This is a genomic window from Alphaproteobacteria bacterium, assembly GCA_015062495.1.
In the GTDB taxonomy this organism is placed as follows: domain Bacteria; phylum Pseudomonadota; class Alphaproteobacteria; order Rs-D84; family Rs-D84; genus Enterousia.
Genome location: SUUN01000002.1, coordinates 332453 through 352272, shown reverse-complemented (window position 1 = coordinate 352272; position 19820 = coordinate 332453). Strand labels below are relative to the sequence as shown.

At 45.2% G+C, this 19820-nt stretch carries 18 protein-coding genes and 1 tRNA gene; 7 read left to right on the top strand and 12 right to left on the bottom strand.

The features are described 5' to 3' along the window. Positions 1-26: 26 nt before the first annotated feature. From E7008_04305 to E7008_04295, 3 genes are read left to right on the top strand one after another with little or no spacing between them, the layout of a single operon-like run. Complete coding sequence (locus E7008_04305; protein MBE6457135.1) at positions 27-683, top strand: 16S rRNA (uracil(1498)-N(3))-methyltransferase; 657 nt, start codon at positions 27-29, stop codon at positions 681-683. A gap of 3 nt (positions 684-686) precedes the next feature. Then, entirely contained in the window at positions 687-1385 is a 699-nt protein-coding gene (locus E7008_04300) for an rRNA pseudouridine synthase (GenBank protein MBE6457134.1), read from the top strand. A gap of 28 nt (positions 1386-1413) precedes the next feature. Then, positions 1414-2457 (top strand): tetratricopeptide repeat protein, encoded by a 1044-nt coding sequence (locus E7008_04295; GenBank protein ID MBE6457133.1) that lies wholly within the window; start codon positions 1414-1416, stop codon positions 2455-2457. A gap of 24 nt (positions 2458-2481) precedes the next feature. On the opposite strand, the gene E7008_04290 is transcribed toward E7008_04295, so the two are convergent. The 6 genes from E7008_04290 to E7008_04265 all read right to left on the bottom strand — a co-directional run bounded on the left by E7008_04290 (position 2482) and on the right by E7008_04265 (position 11248). Further along, a complete protein-coding gene (locus E7008_04290) occupies positions 2482-3579 on the bottom strand; it encodes a glycosyltransferase family 4 protein (protein MBE6457132.1) in 1098 nt (365 codons plus the stop codon). 2 nt (positions 3580-3581) lie between these two features. Beyond that, entirely contained in the window at positions 3582-4553 is a 972-nt protein-coding gene (locus E7008_04285) for a hypothetical protein (GenBank protein MBE6457131.1), read from the bottom strand. A gap of 438 nt (positions 4554-4991) precedes the next feature. Continuing rightward, positions 4992-7652 carry a pyruvate, phosphate dikinase gene (locus tag E7008_04280; protein MBE6457130.1) on the bottom strand — a complete coding sequence of 887 codons (2661 nt, stop codon included), beginning with the start codon at positions 7650-7652 and terminating at the stop codon, positions 4992-4994. A 95-nt stretch (positions 7653-7747) separates the two neighbouring features. Next, positions 7748-8641: a bifunctional enoyl-CoA hydratase/phosphate acetyltransferase gene (locus E7008_04275; GenBank protein MBE6457129.1), complete on the bottom strand. Its 894-nt coding sequence runs from the start codon at positions 8639-8641 to the stop codon at positions 7748-7750. 71 nt (positions 8642-8712) lie between these two features. Beyond that, on the bottom strand, positions 8713-9933 hold the full coding sequence (locus E7008_04270) for an efflux RND transporter periplasmic adaptor subunit (GenBank protein MBE6457128.1): 1221 nt from the start codon (positions 9931-9933) through the stop codon (positions 8713-8715). Continuing rightward, entirely contained in the window at positions 9911-11248 is a 1338-nt protein-coding gene (locus tag E7008_04265) for a TolC family protein (GenBank protein MBE6457127.1), read from the bottom strand. The genes E7008_04270 and E7008_04265 overlap by 23 nt, the downstream gene beginning before the upstream one ends. 94 nt (positions 11249-11342) lie before the next feature. Between E7008_04265 and E7008_04260 the strand changes: the two genes are divergently transcribed. Continuing rightward, positions 11343-11416: transfer RNA gene (locus tag E7008_04260), tRNA-Cys, on the top strand. A 52-nt stretch (positions 11417-11468) separates the two neighbouring features. Here the strand turns inward: E7008_04260 and E7008_04255 are convergent. Together E7008_04255 and E7008_04250 are read right to left on the bottom strand one after the other, a co-directional pair. Beyond that, a complete protein-coding gene (locus E7008_04255; GenBank protein MBE6457126.1) occupies positions 11469-12713 on the bottom strand; it encodes a hypothetical protein in 1245 nt (414 codons plus the stop codon). Positions 12714-12885: 172 nt separating this feature from the next. After that, on the bottom strand, positions 12886-13833 hold the full coding sequence (locus E7008_04250; protein ID MBE6457125.1) for a ketose-bisphosphate aldolase: 948 nt from the start codon (positions 13831-13833) through the stop codon (positions 12886-12888). A 154-nt stretch (positions 13834-13987) separates the two neighbouring features. Here E7008_04250 and E7008_04245 point away from each other — a divergent pair, with 154 nt between their 5' ends. After that, positions 13988-14329, top strand: a complete 342-nt coding sequence (locus E7008_04245) for a hypothetical protein (protein MBE6457124.1) — start codon at positions 13988-13990, stop codon at positions 14327-14329. 25 nt (positions 14330-14354) lie between these two features. Here E7008_04245 and E7008_04240 read toward each other — a convergent pair whose 3' ends face one another. The 3 genes from E7008_04240 to gyrA all read right to left on the bottom strand — a co-directional run bounded on the left by E7008_04240 (position 14355) and on the right by gyrA (position 18661). Beyond that, entirely contained in the window at positions 14355-15221 is an 867-nt protein-coding gene (locus tag E7008_04240) for a glycosyltransferase (protein ID MBE6457123.1), read from the bottom strand. Positions 15222-15527: 306 nt separating this feature from the next. Further along, complete coding sequence (locus tag E7008_04235) at positions 15528-15914, bottom strand: MerR family transcriptional regulator (GenBank protein MBE6457122.1); 387 nt, start codon at positions 15912-15914, stop codon at positions 15528-15530. Positions 15915-15928: 14 nt separating this feature from the next. Continuing rightward, complete coding sequence (gyrA, locus tag E7008_04230) at positions 15929-18661, bottom strand: DNA gyrase subunit A (protein ID MBE6457121.1); 2733 nt, start codon at positions 18659-18661, stop codon at positions 15929-15931. A 117-nt stretch (positions 18662-18778) separates the two neighbouring features. Between gyrA and E7008_04225 the strand changes: the two genes are divergently transcribed. Beyond that, positions 18779-18964, top strand: a complete 186-nt coding sequence (locus E7008_04225) for a hypothetical protein (GenBank protein ID MBE6457120.1) — start codon at positions 18779-18781, stop codon at positions 18962-18964. Between the two features lie 246 nt (positions 18965-19210). Further along, positions 19211-19363, top strand: coding sequence for a 50S ribosomal protein L34 (locus tag E7008_04220; GenBank protein ID MBE6457119.1), 153 nt, complete (start codon positions 19211-19213; stop codon positions 19361-19363). Positions 19364-19387: 24 nt separating this feature from the next. Here E7008_04220 and E7008_04215 read toward each other — a convergent pair whose 3' ends face one another. After that, positions 19388-19627, bottom strand: coding sequence for a hypothetical protein (locus tag E7008_04215; GenBank protein ID MBE6457118.1), 240 nt, complete (start codon positions 19625-19627; stop codon positions 19388-19390). Between the last annotated feature and the right edge of the window lie 193 nt (positions 19628-19820).

Below are 19820 nucleotides of genomic sequence, written 5' to 3'. Positions count from 1 at the left end.
TGAAAAAATACGGAATTGTAAAAAATATGAAAAATATTCCACGTATCTTTGTTGGAACTGATGTTACCCCGGGACAATCGATACCTGTGACACGGGATGTGGCGCACTATCTGGTGCGCGTTATGCGGACATGCGATTGTCTGGCGTTTGGTGACGGTAGTGAATATACCGCACGGCTAAGTGACGATAATAAATTTCTGATTATTGGTGACAAAACTGAACACAGCGACCCATCAAGTGATATTACACTGATGTTTGCGCCGATTAAGCGGACAGACGATTTATTAAATATGGCAACACAATTGGGCGTGGCGAAATTTCAGCCGGTTATCACAGACCGCACAACCGCCCATCACATTAACTGGGAACGGATGCGAAAAATAGTGATTGAGGCCGCCGAACAATCAAATCGCAACAGTGTGCCACAGATTCTGAACCCGATTAAATTTTCCGATTTGGCTTTATCGAATGTTGTGTTCGCAGACGAACGTGCCGCACATGGAAAAGAATCGGATTGCATGGCAAGAAATATTAAATCAATATTAGTTGGTCCAGAGGGTGGATTTTCAGACAATGAATTTGCAGCACTGGATGCAGCGGGGGCACGTGGCGTGTCACTGGGCAAAACAATATTGCGGGCAGAATTGGCAGCGGCGATTGCGGTCGCAAAAATAGCAGGTTAATCAATGGGTGTACGTGTTGCGAAATTTATTGCTGATTCGGGCGTGGCATCGCGACGCGCCGCCGAAGAATTAATTGCCACCGGTCGCGTCAGCATAAATGGCACGATAATCAACAGTCCTGTGAACTTTGTTGGCGATAATGACACAGTTGAAATTGATGGCAAAAAAATTTCATCGCGTGTGGATACAGAACTGTACATGTTCCACAAACCAATCAACACCATGACAACAACACGCGACACACGTGGTCGTAAAACAATTTACGATTGTTTGGCGGACGAATATAAAAATTTGAAATATGTTGGGCGGCTGGATTACAAGACGACGGGACTGTTGTTACTGACCAACGATGGGGATTTGGCGCGCAAATTAACATTGCCATCATCAAATATTGAACGCGTGTATATTGCGACGGTAAACAGTACTGATTTTTCACAACTGGATAATGCGCGACGTGGGATGGTGGTGGACGGGATAAGATATGCGCCAATGGAAATCACAGAAATTGGTGCTAATAATTTACGCGTAAAAATTACCGAAGGAAAAAAGAACGAAGTGCGAATTGTACTGCGTGCGTGCGGGTGTCCAGTGCGCAAATTACACCGCATTTCATATGGTAAAATCACACTGGGGAAATTACCAGTTGGAAAAATTCAAAAGATTTCGCAGAAAACAATTGACGTGATTAAAAAATCTCTCTAATATTCCATTAAAAGGAAGGGAGATTTAAATGAAAAAAACACCTGAAAAAAAATTAGCAGCCAAGAAAAATGTCCAGAAAGTGCGCCCTGTGGCGTCAAAGCCGACAATCAAATCGGATAAAGCAAAACCATGTTTTAATCCATGGTCTTTGTCGATTTATGTTTATTGGTTTATTATTTTGTTCTTTATTGCGGCAACTTTCTATATTCTGGGGCGCGCACATACCGATCAACCAAAAGTACAACAGGTTGAAATCACCGAAGAAGCATTGTTGCAGGCGGGTGATTTCTATGAAAGTGGCAAAACAAAATTGTTGGCTGGCCAATTGGATGCGGCAATTGCAGATTTAAGCGCAGCAATTGATGCAGGCGCTGCATCGGTTGATACATATATCCTGCGTGGCGAAGCATATATGCAATCGGGCGATTATCGCAGTGCATTGGCCGACTTTAACGCAGCATTAACAAAAGATCCTGCGAACGCAGTTGCGTATTATGACCGTTCATTGCTGAACACACGCCTGGAAGATTACGGCGCAGCGCTGAATGATATTAACAATGCGTTGGCCGCCAATACTTCAAAACCAAGTCCAGCTTTACAGATGCGCGATTTGTATGCAAAACGTGGCCAATTGAATCTGTGGATGAAAAATTGGCAGGGCGCGATTGCAGACTATACAAATTCCCTAGCACGACCAGAAGGCACAGTTAACCCAACTGTATACGCAGAACGTGCCGAAGCATATACTGCACTGGGCAATTATGCAGATGCGATTAACGATTATTCATCAGCCATTCGTGTGATTTCTGAACAAATTCAGGGCGCACCAACAATGGAAGAACGCGAATCGTTGTCCAGTCGTGCAATGAACTATTTTGAAAAGTCTGCGGCGTTAAACCTGAACCTGGGTAATGTTGATGCGGCACGCACAGATCTGGAATCATCGTATACGATTGCAGTTGCATTGAATGACAGTGAAACCGCTGACAGAATGCAGACATTGATTGCAGAACTGAATACCCCGGCACAACCAGAACCGGTTGAACAGCCAGTGGCAGAAGTCCAAGAATAAAAAAATCCCCCGTTTGGGGGATTTTTAATCGGTCAAATTTTCATAAACCTTTAATGTTTCGGCAACCATCTTTTTTGCGGTATAGCGTGTGACATATCGTGAATACGCCAGCACAGATAACTTATTACGCAAACGCTTGTTTTCAATAACACTGCACATATGGGCGGCGTATTCATCCACGTCAATCGAATAGTCAGGCGACATTTTTGCATACAGGGCGGCGTTACCAAACATTTCCGCCAAACCTTCGCAGTTTGTTGATATTATTGGCATGTTGCGGGACATTGCCTCGATACCGGCGATGGAACAGGCTTCGGATGTAGATGCAAACAAACAGCAATCTGACATGTCATAATATTTTGCAACTTCGTTTTCGTCATTTATTAATCCCAACAGACGAACCGGTAAGTCGCGCGATAATTCCACAGGGTCGATACCGGGTTCTGTTCCACCCAGAATTAAAACTTCGATTTTATGTTTTTCAGCAACCTTTTTAAACGCAGGTAAGATTTTTACCAATCCTTTGCGTGGCGACCAACCGTTTGGAAATATAAAGCGAAAAACATCGTCACGGGGACGCGGGGCAATCTGTGGTGGCTCGATACCATTTAAGATTACTGTATGTGGACGTGTGCAATTTATTTCACGTAAATAATTAACACCGCCCGCAAATACAGATATTACATGATCCATATTAAAGTAAGGATTATGTTTGCGATTGGGTTTACCATCCAAAATCCATTGCGGTGAAAAATGCAGAACACCAATAATTTTACAGTAAAACTGGGTTCGGATTGCATATGCCAACGATTCCATTCCAACACAGTTTACCTTTAAAATCAGGTTTTGCATTTTTGCAATTTTTGCGCCCCACATTTGAATAATAACGCTGTTCAATGTGTGATTTGGAACGTTTTTAGGCATATATACCGACAATTCGTCATCTGTTTGCGTGATGTGAACTTCGTGCGCATCTGTGCGGTATAAAATTATGCGATATGTATGCACATAATTTGGCATATTGCGCGAAACAATATCAATATACCGCCCAATCCCGGTTTGATAGTTGGCGTCACGAATGTCAATTTCAATGACATTAATTTGTTTGTGCTGTTTTTTCATATCTATTCAACGACCCCGTCGCCATGCAAATATGGACATGCGCCACTGATTATAACATCGAATTTGCCTGTTGTGTCAGTGTCAGACACCGTCGGATTACCCGCAGTTGCCCGACAAGACGTTATCCCTTGTGAACTAGAATCGGCTGTAATTGTAAAATTATGGTCACTGGAATAACCGCTGACGTCTGTTGGGCACTTGGGACAATAATCACTGTTGGTATAGCCACATGTACCATAGTACATAGGATCACCAGGCAGAATCTTGTTTACATAATAGCCATTTCCAGTTTCGCACCCTTCAATAATCAAACCACAAAAAAACTGAATTAGGTTTCCGTACTGTGGAATATAATCAGTCCCATAACAGAAATGCGAGATTAACAGCGCCCCAGTGCCTTCGACGAAAATTTTGCCGGTTGTTGGGTCGCACCATCCGGTTGAGTTTTGAGTGGCACTGAAATATTCCTGGAATTCTGCGGTACAGGATATTACACCGTCAGGCGTGGCAGAATCACTGGACAGTTGCACATAATTGTAATAACCACTGGGGCATGCGCCATATCCACAAACCATTGGCATAATGCATGAACTTTGTGATACACAACAATTGTACGAACCGTCGTATCCACAATTTAAATCACAGCATATGTACGGATATGACGTATTGTCAATCGCAGCCATCTGGACAACATTAAATGCTAATTCTGTGGTTTGATATGTATAACCACAATAATATGTGTAATAATCTGGTGTGGAGGTTACGCCACTGGTGCAATTTAACCCAGACTGATATAAAAACGAGACCGTAGAACCACCTTCGTTCCCATCGCACATGCCGATGGCCTGCAATTTTTTGACACAGGTTGAATCTTGGATTTGTGGATAGTTTACCCCTTTGTTGTCGGCGGGGATGCACGCCTGGACAAAACTGCCAATCACACGGCCGTCACTGTATCCTTCGGCGCTACTCATGTCACATATAGAATTCGAATACCGCGAACACCATGGACATGCGGTCGATAAATATGCACGGGCGTGTGTGGATGAAAATAATGCAACAATCAGACCAATCGCACGCAAGCACACGCGACGCGAACGTTGCCAAATGTTATAAAAGCACATATTGTTCAATAAAGACTGCATATTTCATCCCCCACTGTTTTTTGTTTACACCGTTGTATCCAAACGGTGGTTTAGATTCGGCATAAAATGGGATTGACTTTTATGGGAAATTGCGCCAAAATTAGGTCAGAAAATGTGCTGAATCTAAACCACCGTTTGGATTCGGCAGTATTTTTTTTGATATAAACCACGCAGACCGCGCCTTTGGCGCGTTTTTTATTGTTTTTGTATATAGATATTTCAACAGGTAAATAGTGATAATAAAAATCCCCCGGGTGGGGGATTTTTTTAGTTCTTGCGTGGGTATTTAACCGCAGCCTGGGCAGCAGCCAAACGCGCGATTGGCACGCGGAACGGACTGCACGAGACCGAGTTAAATCCGCACTGGTGGAAGAACATGATGGATTCTGGATCACCACCGTGTTCACCACACACACCCAGGTGGATGTGTTCGCCACGGGTCGCGCGCGCTTTCTTAACCGCGTCTTTAATCAACAGGCCAACACCCAACTGGTCAACAGATGCGAATGGGTCGGCAACGTATACGCCACGGGCACGATATTCATCCAAGATTTTCGCTGTGTCGTCACGTGACATACCCAATGTTGTCTGGGTCAGGTCGTTTGTGCCGAATTCAAAGAATTCACAAGATTCCGCAATTTCATTTGCCAATACTGCTGCGCGTGGCAATTCAATCATAGAACCAACTGTGTATTCAACAGATTCGCCTGTTTCAGCAAACAAGGACTGGGCCGTTGCATCGATAACCGCTTTGACGATATCCACTTCTTTTTTCGAGCCAACCAATGGAACTTCGATTTCTGGGAATACGCGGATACCAGCCTTTTTAACTTCCAATGCCGCGGACAGAATCGCGCGTGTCTGCATTTCGCAGATTTCTGGGTATGTAATCGCCAAGCGGCAACCACGATGGCCCAACATTGGATTCTGTTCATGCAAGGCTTCTGCGCGCTGTTTAATAAATTCAACAGACTTGCCGATGTGCGCCGCCAATTCTTCGATTTCTGCGTCGGTATGTGGCAAGAATTCGTGTAGCGGTGGGTCAATCAAACGAATTGTAACCGGCAGACCGTCCATAATTTTGAACAATTCTACAAAGTCAGCGCGCTGATATGGCAACAGTTTTGCCAAGGCAGCGCGACGGCCGGCTTCGTCTTCGGCCAGAATCATTTCACGCATATCCTGGATACGGGATGGATCAAAGAACATGTGTTCTGTACGTGCCAAACCGATACCTTCGGCACCAAAGTCGCGTGCCTGTTTTGCGTCTTTTGGTGTTTCGGCGTTGGCCTTGACCGTCAATGTTTTGATTTCATCAACCCATTTCATCAATGTGCCGAAATTACCCGTCAATTCAACAGATACGGTTGGGATTTTACCTTCGATAATCTGGCCCTTGGCACCGTCGATTGAAATCCAATCGCCTTCGTTGATAACAACACCAGATGTTGTCTTCAAGGTTTTGGATTCATAGTCGATTTTGATGTCTGGTGAACCAGATACGCATGGTGTTCCCATACCACGTGCTACAACCGCTGCGTGCGATGTCATACCGCCGCGCGCTGTGATAACACCCTGGGCCGCGTTCATACCTGCGATATCTTCGGGGGATGTTTCAATACGGATTAACATAACCTGTTTACCCGCAGCCGCCCATTTTTCGGCATCTTCGGCGTTAAAGACCGCCATACCCACCGCCGCACCAGGTGACGCCGGCAGACCGGTTGCGATAACACGCTTTTCAGCCTTGGGGTCTAACATTGGGTGTAATAAATGGTCAAGCTGGTCCGCACCAACGCGCAGGATTGCTTCTTCTTTGGTCAACAGGCCTTCGGATACCATTTCAACCGCCATGCGAACCGCGGCCGCCGCAGTACGTTTACCGTTACGGCACTGTAACATCCAAAGTTTTCCATGTTCGATTGTGAATTCCATGTCCTGCATATCTTTGTAATGACGTTCCAGTTTTTCACGAACATCACACAATTCTTTATAGACTGCTGGCATCGCTTCTTCCAGTGACAGACGGCCGGAATCATCCTTGCTCATTGGCTGTGGGGTGCGGATACCTGCAACAACGTCTTCGCCCTGGGCGTTAATCAGATATTCACCATAGTATTTGTTTTCACCTGTTGCTGGGTCACGGCTGAAACATACGCCGGTCGCACTGTCATCGCCAGAATTACCGAATACCATCGCCTGGACATTAACAGCGGTACCCCAATCGGCTGGGATATTGTTCAATTTACGGTATGTGATGGCCTTTTTGCTCATCCAAGAACCGAATACGGCGCCGATACCCATTTCCAACTGTTTCCATGGATCTTGGGGGAATACTTTGCCGATTTTAACACCGATTTCTTTGAACTTTTCAACCAAGTCTTTCAAATCATCGGCCGTCAATTCTGTGTCCTGTTTATAACCCTTGTCTTCTTTCATGCGTTCCAGGGTGTGTTCAAACAGGTCAATGTCTGCGCCCATAACAACTTCGCTGAACATCATGATAAAGCGACGATATGAATCATATGCAAAACGTTCGTTGCCAGAAATTTTTGCCAATGCTTTTACCGTTTCGTCGTTCAACCCCAAATTCAAAACAGTGTCCATCATGCCCGGCATAGATACGCGTGCACCAGAACGAACAGATACCAACAATGGATTTTCCAGGTCTGCAAACTTTTTACCCATAATGGATTCAACGTGTGCAATACCGGTGCGCACCTGGTCCATTAAATCAGACGGATATGTCTGGTTGTTCGCATAATAATATGTACAAACATCGGTTGTCACCGTAAAGCCCGCAGGAACAGGCAATCCAACCAAGTTCATTTCTGCTAAATTTGCACCCTTGCCACCCAGCAGATTTTTCATATCTGCCTGACCTTCGGCGGCGCCATTACCAAAGGTATATACCCATTTATTACTCATGGTTTCTCCTTGCGTTTAATTAAAAAATGCCAAAGGATTGTGGGGCATGAACCACACAAAAGCAAGAAAAAAATCGGGTATATTCCCGATTTTTTTTACATTGTGCATGCACACGCAATCGAAAACAGTTTCGATGTGTCTGAATCAGAACGTGAATTTATAATTATCGGTGTGCGCGCACCAACAATCACACCACCAAATATCCAATCACCAAATTGTACCATCGCCTTAATCGTATTATTGCCCGCTTCGATATTATCAAATAATAATATATCGGCATCGCCATGAATTGAACCGGTATAGCCCTTGGCCGCGGCGGCGGATTTAGACACCGCAATATCAAATGATATCGGACCCGATATAATGCAATTGGCGATTTCACCACGCTCGTTCATTTGACGCAAGGCGTCTGCATCAACGGTTGCCGGCATTTTGGGATTTAATGTTTCAACCGCACACAGTGGTGCAACACGTGGCGTATCCACCCCCATATGGCGCGCAAAGGACACCGCGTTATTTATCAATTCTGTCTTTTTCGCCAGGTCTGGATACATAACCATTGCAATGTCGGTTAAGAACAGTCTGCGATTGCGTGACGGAGAATACAAGACCGATACATGCGACAAAATTCCGTCACCACGAATACCCGTTTCGCGGTTAAGTACCGAACGCAAAATATCGGCGGTGTGGATTAGGCCCTTCATCAAAATATCGGCGCGACCATCACGAACCAATTTAACCGCAGCATTTGCCGCCGACAATTCATCATTGCAATGCACAATTTCAAAATCAGATATATCCAGATTGTGTTTGGATGCGATATTTTTTATTTCAGTTTCATCGCCGCATAAAACGGCATCTACAAATCCCATTTTATGCGCAACGCACACAGACGACAACGCGTTTGGGTCGGTGGCGTACGCCAATGCAACCCTGCGCGGTGACGCGGGGCGCATAGATTCCAACAATGTTTTAAATTCGGGTGTCATGAATATATTCCTGGGGCTGGGGCGGGTGTAAAAATCCCCGCGTGGGGGATATTACACCACTATTAATTTATTTACATTCGTGGGCCACGCATGGGGTTCATTTTTTGTTTCGTGTTTGATGAGGCCATACCCATGCGGCCAACAATAACTTTGTCCCCCATTTGGATTTCATCAGATATTATTTCTGTTTCGGTTGCGGTACTTAACCCCTTGGAAAAAGGAATCATAATAACGTTACCATCACGCAATACGGCCAGGTGCGACACAGGCGTTGCACCATTGATTGTTTCTGCGTCCAGAAAGTTTGCAAAACTGCGAACCAAGAATGCGGAATTTGCCGCACGCCATACGTTTTCTTTTTCTGAAATAATGATTGTCACAAATGCGGTCATACCTGGCATCAGACGCAGGTCAGAATTATCGACATCAATCACAACCGTATAAACAACAACATTTGATGTTGTCGTTGGCGACAGGCGGATTTGACGCACCACGCCATCGAATGTTTCGGTTGGATATGCATCAACGGTAAAGGTGACGGGTTGACCTTCTTGGATGACACCAATGTCCGCTTCGGATACGGCGGTTTCAATTTGCATCTTGGTTAAATCTTCGGCGATTTCAAATAAATCAGGCGTCTGGAATGATGCAGCAACGGTTTGGCCAACGTCAACCTTGCGCGAGATGACAGTGCCATCAACCGGCGATACAATGGTCGCATATCCAAGATTTGTTACGGCGCGATCGTATGTGGATTGGGCACGTTTAACGGACTGTTCGGCCTGTTCGTATTGGGTTTGGGACTGTTCCATTTCGGCGCGCGCGATGAAACCTTCGTCATACAGGGTTTTGTTGCGTTCGTATTCACTTTTTGCGAAATTGCGTTGGGAAATAGCACTGTCCAAAGATGCGCGCGATTCATCGACGGACGCCTGTAAAACAGACGGTTCAATGGTCAGCAAAATGTCGCCTTTTTTAACCTTGGTATTAAAATCGACATACAGATTGTCAATTGTACCCGACACCTGGGACCCGACGTTGACGGTGTTTACAGGTTGAATTTCACCGGTCGCAGTCACCACCTGGCGCAGGTCGCCACGCGTGATATTTAATGTGATAAATTCACCAGGTTTCTTAGACGTGCCGCCAAATATCAACCATGCGCCAATTGCAATGGCCGCCAGCAATAAAATCCACCACTTTTTACGCCACAACCATCCAAACACGCGACGGGTAAATGATTTTTTTGGTTGCGCCACTGTGGGTGTCTTAGTTTTCTTCATTTTCAACATCCTTGTCTAATTCCGTTTTGATTTCGCCAACCGCCAATGCCACCGCGGCACGCTTGGTAAACAAATCATATTTGGCGGCGTTGTTTTGTTTTTCAGCACTGACCAATTCAGATTGCGCCGTTTGCCAATCCAGCATTGTGGCACGTCCAACCTTGTACATGCCGGCGGTGACGCGTTCTGATTCGGTTGCAGATTTTAGTAATGTTTCGGTCTGTTTTAACACGGTCTGGGCCGTTTTGTAATTTTGATACGCCGTGAATATATCCAACGTGGCATTATCGTTCGTCTGGCGTTCGATTTCAACCGCACGGTCATAGTTTGCAGATGCGGCACGCGCGTTATACAGATTGGCAAAACCTGCGAACAATGGCATTGATGCACGGACGCCAATACTGCCACTGATTTTATCGTTGCCGGCGTTGAACGCTTCGGATGGTGTATCGTTCCATGACAATGAACCCGATGCAGATATTGACGGCAGATTGCTAAGAAATACACTGTTGCGGCGATGCCATGCGGCATCTTTGTTCGCGGTTGCGCGCAATAAATCAGGGCGCGTTTTTTGCGCCTGGGCAAATAATTCATCCAATGATTTTGTTTCCTGGGGCGTGCCAATTGTCGACGGCAGGTCCGCAATTTCAATATCCTGGTCGGCGGGGAATGACAGTTTGGCCAGTAATGTCCCCTTGGCAATTTCGCGATTATTTTTTGCGCGTTCCAGGTCTAGGTCACGACTGGCCAATGTGGTATCAGCCTTTAACACGTCGGCCTTGGCGACCGAGCCGGCCCGAAATTTTTTATTTGCGGTATCACGTGCGGTCTGGGCAACAGTACGCAACATTTCGGCCGATTTAACGTCCGCATTTGCGTTCAGTAATGCATAGTACGAACCAATTATGCCATATACATAGTTTTGTACGCTTTCATCATAATCAAATCCCGCCGCGCGCCATGCATAGATAGACTGTTTAACATCTGAAAAACGTTTACCAAAATCAAACAGTAAATAAGACGCAGAAACGGATGCACCATACGACCAATCGCCCCACTGTTCATTACGATATGGCAGTGACGCATTGCCCGATAAATTCACAGACGGCAAATAATCGGCATATCCCGCATTTTTAGAAAAACGTGCTGATTCGTATGCTAAATATGCGGCGGCCGTCTGGGGATTGCGACACAGGCCCAATTCAATCACCTGGGGCAGGTTTAATTTCCCGGCCGGAACATCCATGCGCGTCATGCAATCGTCCGTGGTGGCAAACGCACAAAAAGGCATCATAAATAATGTAAAAAATGACAGTTTTCTCATAAAAATTCTCTCTCGGTCCGATAATATTTCAGATTATACAATTTTTCTGTTGAATTACAATTTTTTTTTGCGTAAGATGGGCACACAAAGTTCAGGCCTGGTGGCAGAGTGGTTATGCAGAGGACTGCAAATCCTTGGATGCCGGTTCGATTCCGACCCAGGCCTCCACTGAAAAAAAAGCACCCCTTTTGGGGTGTTTTTTATGGCATGTCCGTTGATTTTATTCGGAATAATGACAATCCGAAGCCCAACGAAATTGACCCGAAGTATCTTTGTATGGATAATAATGATTCGCGGGGATATAACAATCCGTTTTGTCATACGCAACTGCCTTGGCAAGTGGGCCATAATCCATTCCGGGATACACGTTAATATCCAACGATGTAGACGGGTCATAAAACACTTCGCCCGGACAACCCGTGCACGAATATTGGTTACTTGTCCCCGGTTCGGCACTGGCATAATACCCCGTGTTACAGGTATATCCATCTGAATCACACGTCGCATACTGCGGACAGGCAAAACATCCGACATATGATTTGCTGGTATCCCAATTACCAAAATAACCACTGGGACACTCAAATGTTGAACCGTTTCCGCCATTACATATAGCATACGGAGGACATGATTTACATGCCTTGCCAGCACTGGCATCGCCATAGTATGTTGATTTGCAGCGGCAAGAACTAACCGCGGTTGCACCCGCCGAACTGGTCGAACCGGTTGGACAAGACACACAACTGCTGGGTATATATGTAGCATTACCATAATAACCCGCCGCACATTTATACGTGCATTTTGATTGGGTCGTACTGCCAGCGGGCGACGTTGCGATTATATTGGTTGCATTTGCAGCCACACATCGTGTACAACCACTGGTGGCATTACTGGGACTGCCATACCAGTTCGCCGCACAACGATAATCTGTTCCTGTATGATTACTTTGACACAAATTACAGTCGCGCGTATTTGTGTATATCGTACCAGTTTGAATCCCCACGCCGTTGGCTGTACCCCATTGGGTATTTGTTCCCGATGGGCACGAGACAACGCCACACTTGGCACCAAATGTTGCGCGCCATCCCACGCCACTTGTGCTTTGTGTATTTGTTTTCCCTAGGGTGACTGTAAATCCAGAATTTGTTAATTCTATGTACTCTTTTGCACCCTCTGAGTTCACACAATCGGCAAAAACAATTAATTTATACACAGCTGTGGACTTGTGAAAGACCTTGTAACATACAGGACTGCCCGATAGGTTTGAGCTGCCACCACAATACATATTGGCAAAATACGCTAAATCGTCAGCGTAACTTGCGCCACCATACGCGCTGCTGACATTTGTTTTGGCCAATTCGGTATTATAAGCCGTACCACATGTGATGGTGGAATGACTGATGTATGTCGAATTAACAACAGCACCAGTTGCCGCCATCACATCACCCACACAGCACATCATTGCCATAACCAAACCGACGTTTAGATTCGGCAATAAAATGGGGGATAAATTATGCGGAATTCTGGGAATAAATTTTGGGGATTAATGCCGAAAGCAATCGTCCCTTTGGATTCGGCATTGTTTTTCTTGCTCTACGCCATGTATTATACCGCATTGCGCGTTTTTTGGCAATATGTTTTTACCCCAGTTTATTATCTGAACCCATAATGTCGCGAATTTCATCGGTACATATCTGGGTCATTGTCGTTATCGCAGATGATAAAAATTCACGCGGATTAAAGTTTTGGGGATGCGTCGCCAATGCGCGACGCGTCGCCGCAACAAAGCCCAGGCGCAAATCACTGTCTACGTTAATTTTACAGATGTTCATTTGTGTCGCACGACGCAGTTGCGCAACATCAATGCCACGCGCGCCAGATAATTTACCACCAAATTCGTTGATTTGCATCACCAAATTTTGCGGGATGTTTGACGCACCATGTAACACCAATGGAAATCCCGGCAGGCGCGTTGCCACATCTGCCAAAATATCAAATCGTAATTCTTCGTCATCGCGACGACGCTTGTACGCGCCGTGACTGGTTCCAATCGCGATTGCCAGGGAATCAATGGACGTGGCACGGACAAAACGTTCAACATCCGACGGGTTTGTATAACTGGAATTTTCAGAGAATGTATTTTCGTCTTCGATTCCAGCCAGGACGCCCAGTTCCGCTTCGACTGTAACGTCGTGTTTGTGTGCAATTTCTACGACACGCTTGGTTATTTCAACGTTTTGGTCAAATGGTAATTTACTGGCATCAATCATGACAGATGAAAAACCCAATTTAATCGCGCGCACGCACGATTCCACAGAAGAACCATGATCCAGGTGTAATGCAACACCGTCATCAGGCGACAAATTTGCACCCATAATCATGCCGGTTAACATATCTGGGCCCATATACTTTAATGCGGATTCAGATACCGCCAGGATAACCGGACTGCGCATCATGCGCGACGCCTTTAAAATCGCCATCAATGTTTCCATATTGTAAAAATTAAACGCAGGCACAGCATATTTGCGCGCAATCGCGTCTGCAAACATTTCATGGGTATTCACCAAGCCAAGTTCAGTATACTTCATATTTTTATCCCTTTGATATGGATTATAGCACATTTATGCGCCCGCGGTTGATTTTTTTTAATGGGTTTTAATTGACAACGGGGGCATTTGTGCCAAAATTACTACGAATCGGGGGACGGACAGAGATAACCGTTTTATAGACAAGGAAAATAAAATGAAAAAGACTTTGTTTGCATTGTTCGGGTTGCTGGTGTTGGCAGGCTGTTCGTCGTATTATGATTATTACAAGGGTGGCGTACGCTATACCCAGGATGGGGACGATTGTGTGTTCTATGCCGCGGAACGTGGTCGTCGCTATTCCGAAGATATTCGTTCACTGGATTTAGATAAAAAGATTGTTTATCGCAATACAAAATGTCGCGATTTATACCTGCGTGATAATTTTGGCGCCGCACAGCGCACAGAACGCCAGGTAATAGCACCGGCCGCAAATAAACCAACAACATGCGGTTGCCCAAAGAAATGCGGCAAGAAAAAATATGTTTTTGTAAAATAAAAAATCCCCGCCAATCGGCGGGATTTTATTTTTTATACGTCTTTAAGAATCGAACACCAAACAGATAATATTTTGTTTCATTGCAATCCTTGAAAAAAATCCGCTTGAAGCATTTAAACAATAAAAATTTATATGTTGTTGTTTCTATGTTTTGGCTGCGCGCAATAACATGTTGCAAATTATATTGCGCAATAAACTGGTTCAGGTATTCCTGGGCATAATCATATTGCATTTTTCGCAAAGGCGTTTCTGGTCTGTTCAACAATGAATTTTCATTAAACACATAATGATAATTTGCCCCTGGGACTGTTATCACATAATTCGACAACATTATTGCATTTGGGGTAAACAACATATCTTCAAAGATACGCCCAACTGTAAATTTTAATTTATGTTTTTTCAAAAAATCACGGCGAAAAAGATAACGCCAGACGACACAATTCCTTAGCGCATTTGTTTGCAAGAACTTTTCGGTTGGCGAATACAGCGCAACACGGGTTTTATACCTGATGCTATACAGGTTTGAATTCTGTGAAATAACATCACACGCCAGAATATCAGGCATACAGTCACCGCACGCAGACATCATTTTTTCATAAAAATCAATGTCCAAATAATCATCTGAATCAACAAAGTGCACCCAATCACCCGTCGCAAATTTTAACCCAGTATTCCGTGCGACAGAAACACCAGAATTATCCTGCTTAATAATTTTTATGCGGTTATCCGCGGATGCATATTTTTGATAAATTGCACTGGACCTGTCGGTGCAGCCATCATCAACAATCAGAATTTCAAGATTGCGATATGTTTGGCTGGTCAAACTGCCCAGACATTGTGACAGAAATTTTTCTACGTTATACACCGGTACGATTACCGAAATTTTATCCATGTTTTATCCCCTTTGATTAATGCCAACAAAAAACCGTCTATAAAAGACGGTCGGGCATTTTCAAGGTCATAAAGCAAAATGACTCTGTGGGTTTTGGGACGCGCCCTGTTGTATAACCACAGATACCCGACCCAGGGGTCAGGTGATGATTTTTACGCACAACATTTGTACGCATTGCTTTACGGGTCTTGAAAACCCCGAACCTTACATCCATAAAGTTCGATGTTATTATGGAATATAAAAAACAAAAACACAATTGCTTTGATAAATAAAAGTTTATCTAACAAAACTGGTCGTATGGGTGGGTTATTGCAAAATTTGCTTTGCGGATTCTAGTAATCCGATTGCTAAATCCAGATCATTATTGCCGTCTGTTGGCGCGGGCGCGACAACCACATTGGAGGTAACGGCCGATGCACCAGCCAGTAATTCGTCCGCACATGTCGGCAGATTCCCGTCACGCATCAATTTTTTTACCCCCGCGATTGTTAATCCGTGTTTATGCAACAGGTCGCGGATGACAATTAATTTTTCAACCGTTTCGGCACGATAATACCGACGACCGCCCGCCCCCGTTGTTGGGCGAATGGCGACGGGAAATTGCTTTTCCCAATAGCGCAGGGTGTGCGCCGGCACGTTTAAACGTTTGGACACTTCATTTATCGATGAAAAGTATTCATTTGTATTTTCCATGCCGACACCCCCAATTATTCAGATACAACCGCTTCATCCGTTTCCGCAGATTCTTCGTCGGATGCACGTTCAATTGAAATGGCCGATACAACCTTTTCATTATCGGCGGTGCGGAACAAGGTTACACCCGCGGTTGAGCGACCTGCAATGCGAACATCAGACACCGGTGTACGGATGATTTTTCCACCGTCGGTTACCATGATAATATCTTGGTCATCAATGACCGGGAACGAACCTGCAACGGCGGTATTCTTGCCCCCCAGTTTGATGTTTGTAAATCCGCCACCACCACGATGTGTCAGACGATATTCATATGAACTGGTGCGTTTGCCGAATCCGTTTTCAGAAATTGTTAAAATAAATTCTTCGCGGGATGCCATTTCGGCCATTTTCGCATCGTCCAGAACGATTGTTGTTTCTTCTTCGTCGGTGGACGCTTCTTCTTCGATGCCGGTGGCGGCGCGACGGGCGGCGCGCGACTGCTTAATATACGCTGCGCGAACGGCCGAATCAGATTCGCCACGATTCAACATCGCCATGCCGATAATACGGTCGTCTGCGCCCAATGTGATACCGCGAACACCGGTTGAATTACGGCCGGCGAACACACGGATTTCAGGCACAGGGAATCGAATCGCACGGCCACGATATGTTGCCAAGAATACATCCTGGGCATCATTACATGGCAGCACGGAAATCAGACTGTCACCTTCGTCCAGTTTCATCGCAATTTTACCATTCGCGCGGATTGAATCAAAATCAGACATGCGATTGCGACGCACTGTACCAGACGCGGTTGCAAACATCAGGTAATGTTCAACCCCAGATTCAGCGACGCGGGCAACATCTTCTTCGGGGACGGGCAAAATCGCGGTAATCGTTTCGCCATTTTCCAGTGGCAACAGGTTGACCAGTGGACGTCCCTTGGCGGCGGCGGCCGCTTCGGGTAATTTATAGGTTTTTAATTTATAGCACATACCACGCGAACTAAAGAACAACAATGGTGTGTGGGTGTTTGCAACGAACACCTGGACCACATAGTCGTCGTCTTTGGTGGCCATGGCATTGCGACCCTTGCCCCCGCGTTTTTGGGCGCGGTATGTATCCAGCGCAACGCGTTTGATGTAGCCAGTATTCGAAACAGTAATAACCATATCTTCACGCGCAATTAAATCTTCGATATCAATGTCGATTTCTGCGTCAGAAATTTCTGTACGACGTGGGGACGCCCAATTATCGCGCACAGATGTGGTTTCATCGCGAATGATTTGGATGATGCGTTCGTGACTGCCTAAAATTTCCAACAGGTCGCGAATTGTCGCACCCAATGTCGTCAAATCATTATGGATTTTGTCGCGTTCCAATCCGGTCAAACGATGCAGTTGCAATTCCAAGATTGCACGGGCCTGGTCTTCGGACATATAGAACATGCCGTCTTTGTATTCTGTATTCGGGTCGTCAATCAATTGAATATATGATTCAATGTCCGACGCACGCCAACCACGGGAAATCAATGCTTCGCGGGCGACGTCGGGGTTTGGACTGGATTTAATCAATTCGATAACTTCGTCCAGATTGCCAACCGCAACAGACAGCCCCAGTAATGTGTGGGCACGATTGCGCGCCTTGTTCAAATCAAAGATTGTGCGACGGCGGATAACCTCGGCCCGGAATTCAATAAAGGCATCCAGAACACCACGAACATTGAACAACATTGGACGACCACGGTTCAACGCCATCATGTTAACGGGGAAACTGGTCTGCATTTCTGTGTACTGGAACAGATGATTCAAGACCACATCTGCAATTGCGTCGCGCTTTAATTCAATAACGATACGCAGACCTTCTTTGGATGATTCGTCGCGAATTTCCGAGATTCCTTCGATACGTTTATCCTTAATCAATTCGGCGATTTTGATAATCATTTGCGCCTTGTTGACCTGGTACGGGATTTCATCCACAATAATCGCCTGGTGATCGCGGAAATCTTCGATGTGTGTTTTTGAACGGATGATAATTGAACCGCGGCCGGTTGTGTGCGCCTTGTACGCGCCGGCACGCCCCATAATCATCGCACCCGTTGGAAAGTCAGGCCCGGGGATAATCGTAAACAATTCATCATCGGACAAATCGCGATTATCCAATATCGCCAAAATACCATTACAAATTTCACCCAGGTTGTATGTCGGCACATTTGTCGCCATACCAACCGCAATACCCGAACCACCGTTTACCAGGAAATTTGGAAACTTGGTCGGCAAGACAACCGGTTCTTGCAAACTGCCATCAAAGTTCGGCTGCCAGTCAACAGTATCTTTGTCCATGTCATCCATTAACGACGCACCCAGTTTTGACAGGCGCGCTTCGGTATAACGCATGGCAGCCGCCTTGTCCCCGTCGCGCGAACCAAAGTTACCCTGGCCCTGGACCAGCATTTCGCCCATGGAAAAATCCTGACCCATGCGAACCATGGCTTCGTAAATAGAACTGTCACCGTGTGGGTGATATTTACCCATAACATCACCGACAATACGCGCAGATTTAACCGTTGGCTTCGTCGCCGGCGCAACATCGTTCATAACGTACAGTATTCGGCGGTGTACAGGCTTGCACCCGTCGCGAACGTCCGGCAATGCACGATCAACGATAACCGACATCGCATAGTCCAAAAAACTGGTCCGCATTTCGTGTTCCAAAGACGACTGGGGAACACGCGTTTCAATTACTTCGTTAATGTTTTCTGACATACTTACCTTTCCTATGTTTATAACACACAAAACATAGCAGATTTTTGGGCTTTTGGTCAAGAAATAAAGCCCAAAAATTCAATTGACAAAACCAGTATTCGTGATAGCATAAATTACATGGGACAAATCAAAGATATTTTAACTGAAACGCGCAATTGGGCACAGGAAATGCGTGACACATCCGGCCACGATTGCATTGCACGCGCACAATTTACGTGCCAAATATGGAATCTGAACCAGATGATTAAATTAATCAATGGTATTGAACGCATGTGTCATAACGTACACAACAAACAAAGATAAACAGGATTTATGATGGATAATATGTTTTTGCCGTTTTATAAACTGTTTGTAGCGTTGTTTATATATTATTTAACAATGGAAGCGTTGGCAAAGTTCGGTTTAATAAAATCTAAATAAAAAGGTTGCGTTTTTATAAAACGTGTGATTAAATAGGGGCACAAACGGATTTTTTCGGGTGTACGGATGATGCTGCTCGGGTACACTTGAAGCATAAAAGTAAAAGAAATAAACCAAGGGTTTGAAGTCATGGCAACAAAACGTACATATCAACCATCGAAAACACGCCGTGTTCGCACACACGGATTTCGTGCACGTATGGCAACCGCCGGTGGTCGCGATGTTCTGAATCGTCGTCGCGCAGCGGGCCGTAAAAGATTGGCCGCCACAGCGGCAAATTAAAAAAACCGCCGATTGGCGGTTTTTTTATTCCAACGGACGGCGTGTAATCGCAACAAACATTATCTTCTGATACACATCCAAATCAATAGCGCCCAGTTTTACAAGATAGTATTCCGACGCAGTACAAATCGCCAAAATATCACACATATGATAGGACGGGATTCCTAACTCTTGTCTGATTCGTTCTATCTTTTGCCCAGTGTAATAGGATAACATTCCTGGGTCTTGTTCAATCTGTTCTTGGTTGTATTCAACGTGCATCATTGCGCCCCATAAATAAAAAGGTTAAAAAAGAACCGCAATTGATAATCAAAAGCGGTTGGAGGTTAAAGACTATCCAAGAATAGTGTTGCTTATTTATGTATATCACAACCCTCCAACCACTTAGGTTGGAGATGGTTATTGTCATCTCTGACATCTTGGAGAGGTCTTTATACCCCACACTGGAAATTCCCCA

Bases quoted from the DNA above. Each gene is read 5' to 3' on its own strand.
- E7008_04305 (MBE6457135.1), top strand. From the start codon at position 27: ATGAAAAATATTCCACGTATCTTTGTTGGAACTGATGTTACCCCGGGA.
- E7008_04300 (MBE6457134.1), top strand. From the start codon at position 687: ATGGGTGTACGTGTTGCGAAATTTATTGCTGATTCGGGCGTGGCATCG.
- E7008_04295 (MBE6457133.1), top strand. From the start codon at position 1,414: ATGAAAAAAACACCTGAAAAAAAATTAGCAGCCAAGAAAAATGTCCAG.
- E7008_04290 (MBE6457132.1), bottom strand. From the start codon at position 3,579: ATGAAAAAACAGCACAAACAAATTAATGTCATTGAAATTGACATTCGT.
- E7008_04285 (MBE6457131.1), bottom strand. From the start codon at position 4,553: ATGAGTAGCGCCGAAGGATACAGTGACGGCCGTGTGATTGGCAGTTTT.
- E7008_04280 (MBE6457130.1), bottom strand. From the start codon at position 7,652: ATGAGTAATAAATGGGTATATACCTTTGGTAATGGCGCCGCCGAAGGT.
- E7008_04275 (MBE6457129.1), bottom strand. From the start codon at position 8,641: ATGACACCCGAATTTAAAACATTGTTGGAATCTATGCGCCCCGCGTCA.
- E7008_04270 (MBE6457128.1), bottom strand. From the start codon at position 9,933: ATGTTGAAAATGAAGAAAACTAAGACACCCACAGTGGCGCAACCAAAA.
- E7008_04265 (MBE6457127.1), bottom strand. From the start codon at position 11,248: ATGAGAAAACTGTCATTTTTTACATTATTTATGATGCCTTTTTGTGCG.
- E7008_04255 (MBE6457126.1), bottom strand. From the start codon at position 12,713: ATGGCAATGATGTGCTGTGTGGGTGATGTGATGGCGGCAACTGGTGCT.
- E7008_04250 (MBE6457125.1), bottom strand. From the start codon at position 13,833: ATGAAGTATACTGAACTTGGCTTGGTGAATACCCATGAAATGTTTGCA.
- E7008_04245 (MBE6457124.1), top strand. From the start codon at position 13,988: ATGAAAAAGACTTTGTTTGCATTGTTCGGGTTGCTGGTGTTGGCAGGC.
- E7008_04240 (MBE6457123.1), bottom strand. From the start codon at position 15,221: ATGGATAAAATTTCGGTAATCGTACCGGTGTATAACGTAGAAAAATTT.
- E7008_04235 (MBE6457122.1), bottom strand. From the start codon at position 15,914: ATGGAAAATACAAATGAATACTTTTCATCGATAAATGAAGTGTCCAAA.
- gyrA (MBE6457121.1), bottom strand. From the start codon at position 18,661: ATGTCAGAAAACATTAACGAAGTAATTGAAACGCGTGTTCCCCAGTCG.
- E7008_04225 (MBE6457120.1), top strand. From the start codon at position 18,779: ATGGGACAAATCAAAGATATTTTAACTGAAACGCGCAATTGGGCACAG.
- E7008_04220 (MBE6457119.1), top strand. From the start codon at position 19,211: ATGGCAACAAAACGTACATATCAACCATCGAAAACACGCCGTGTTCGC.
- E7008_04215 (MBE6457118.1), bottom strand. From the start codon at position 19,627: ATGATGCACGTTGAATACAACCAAGAACAGATTGAACAAGACCCAGGA.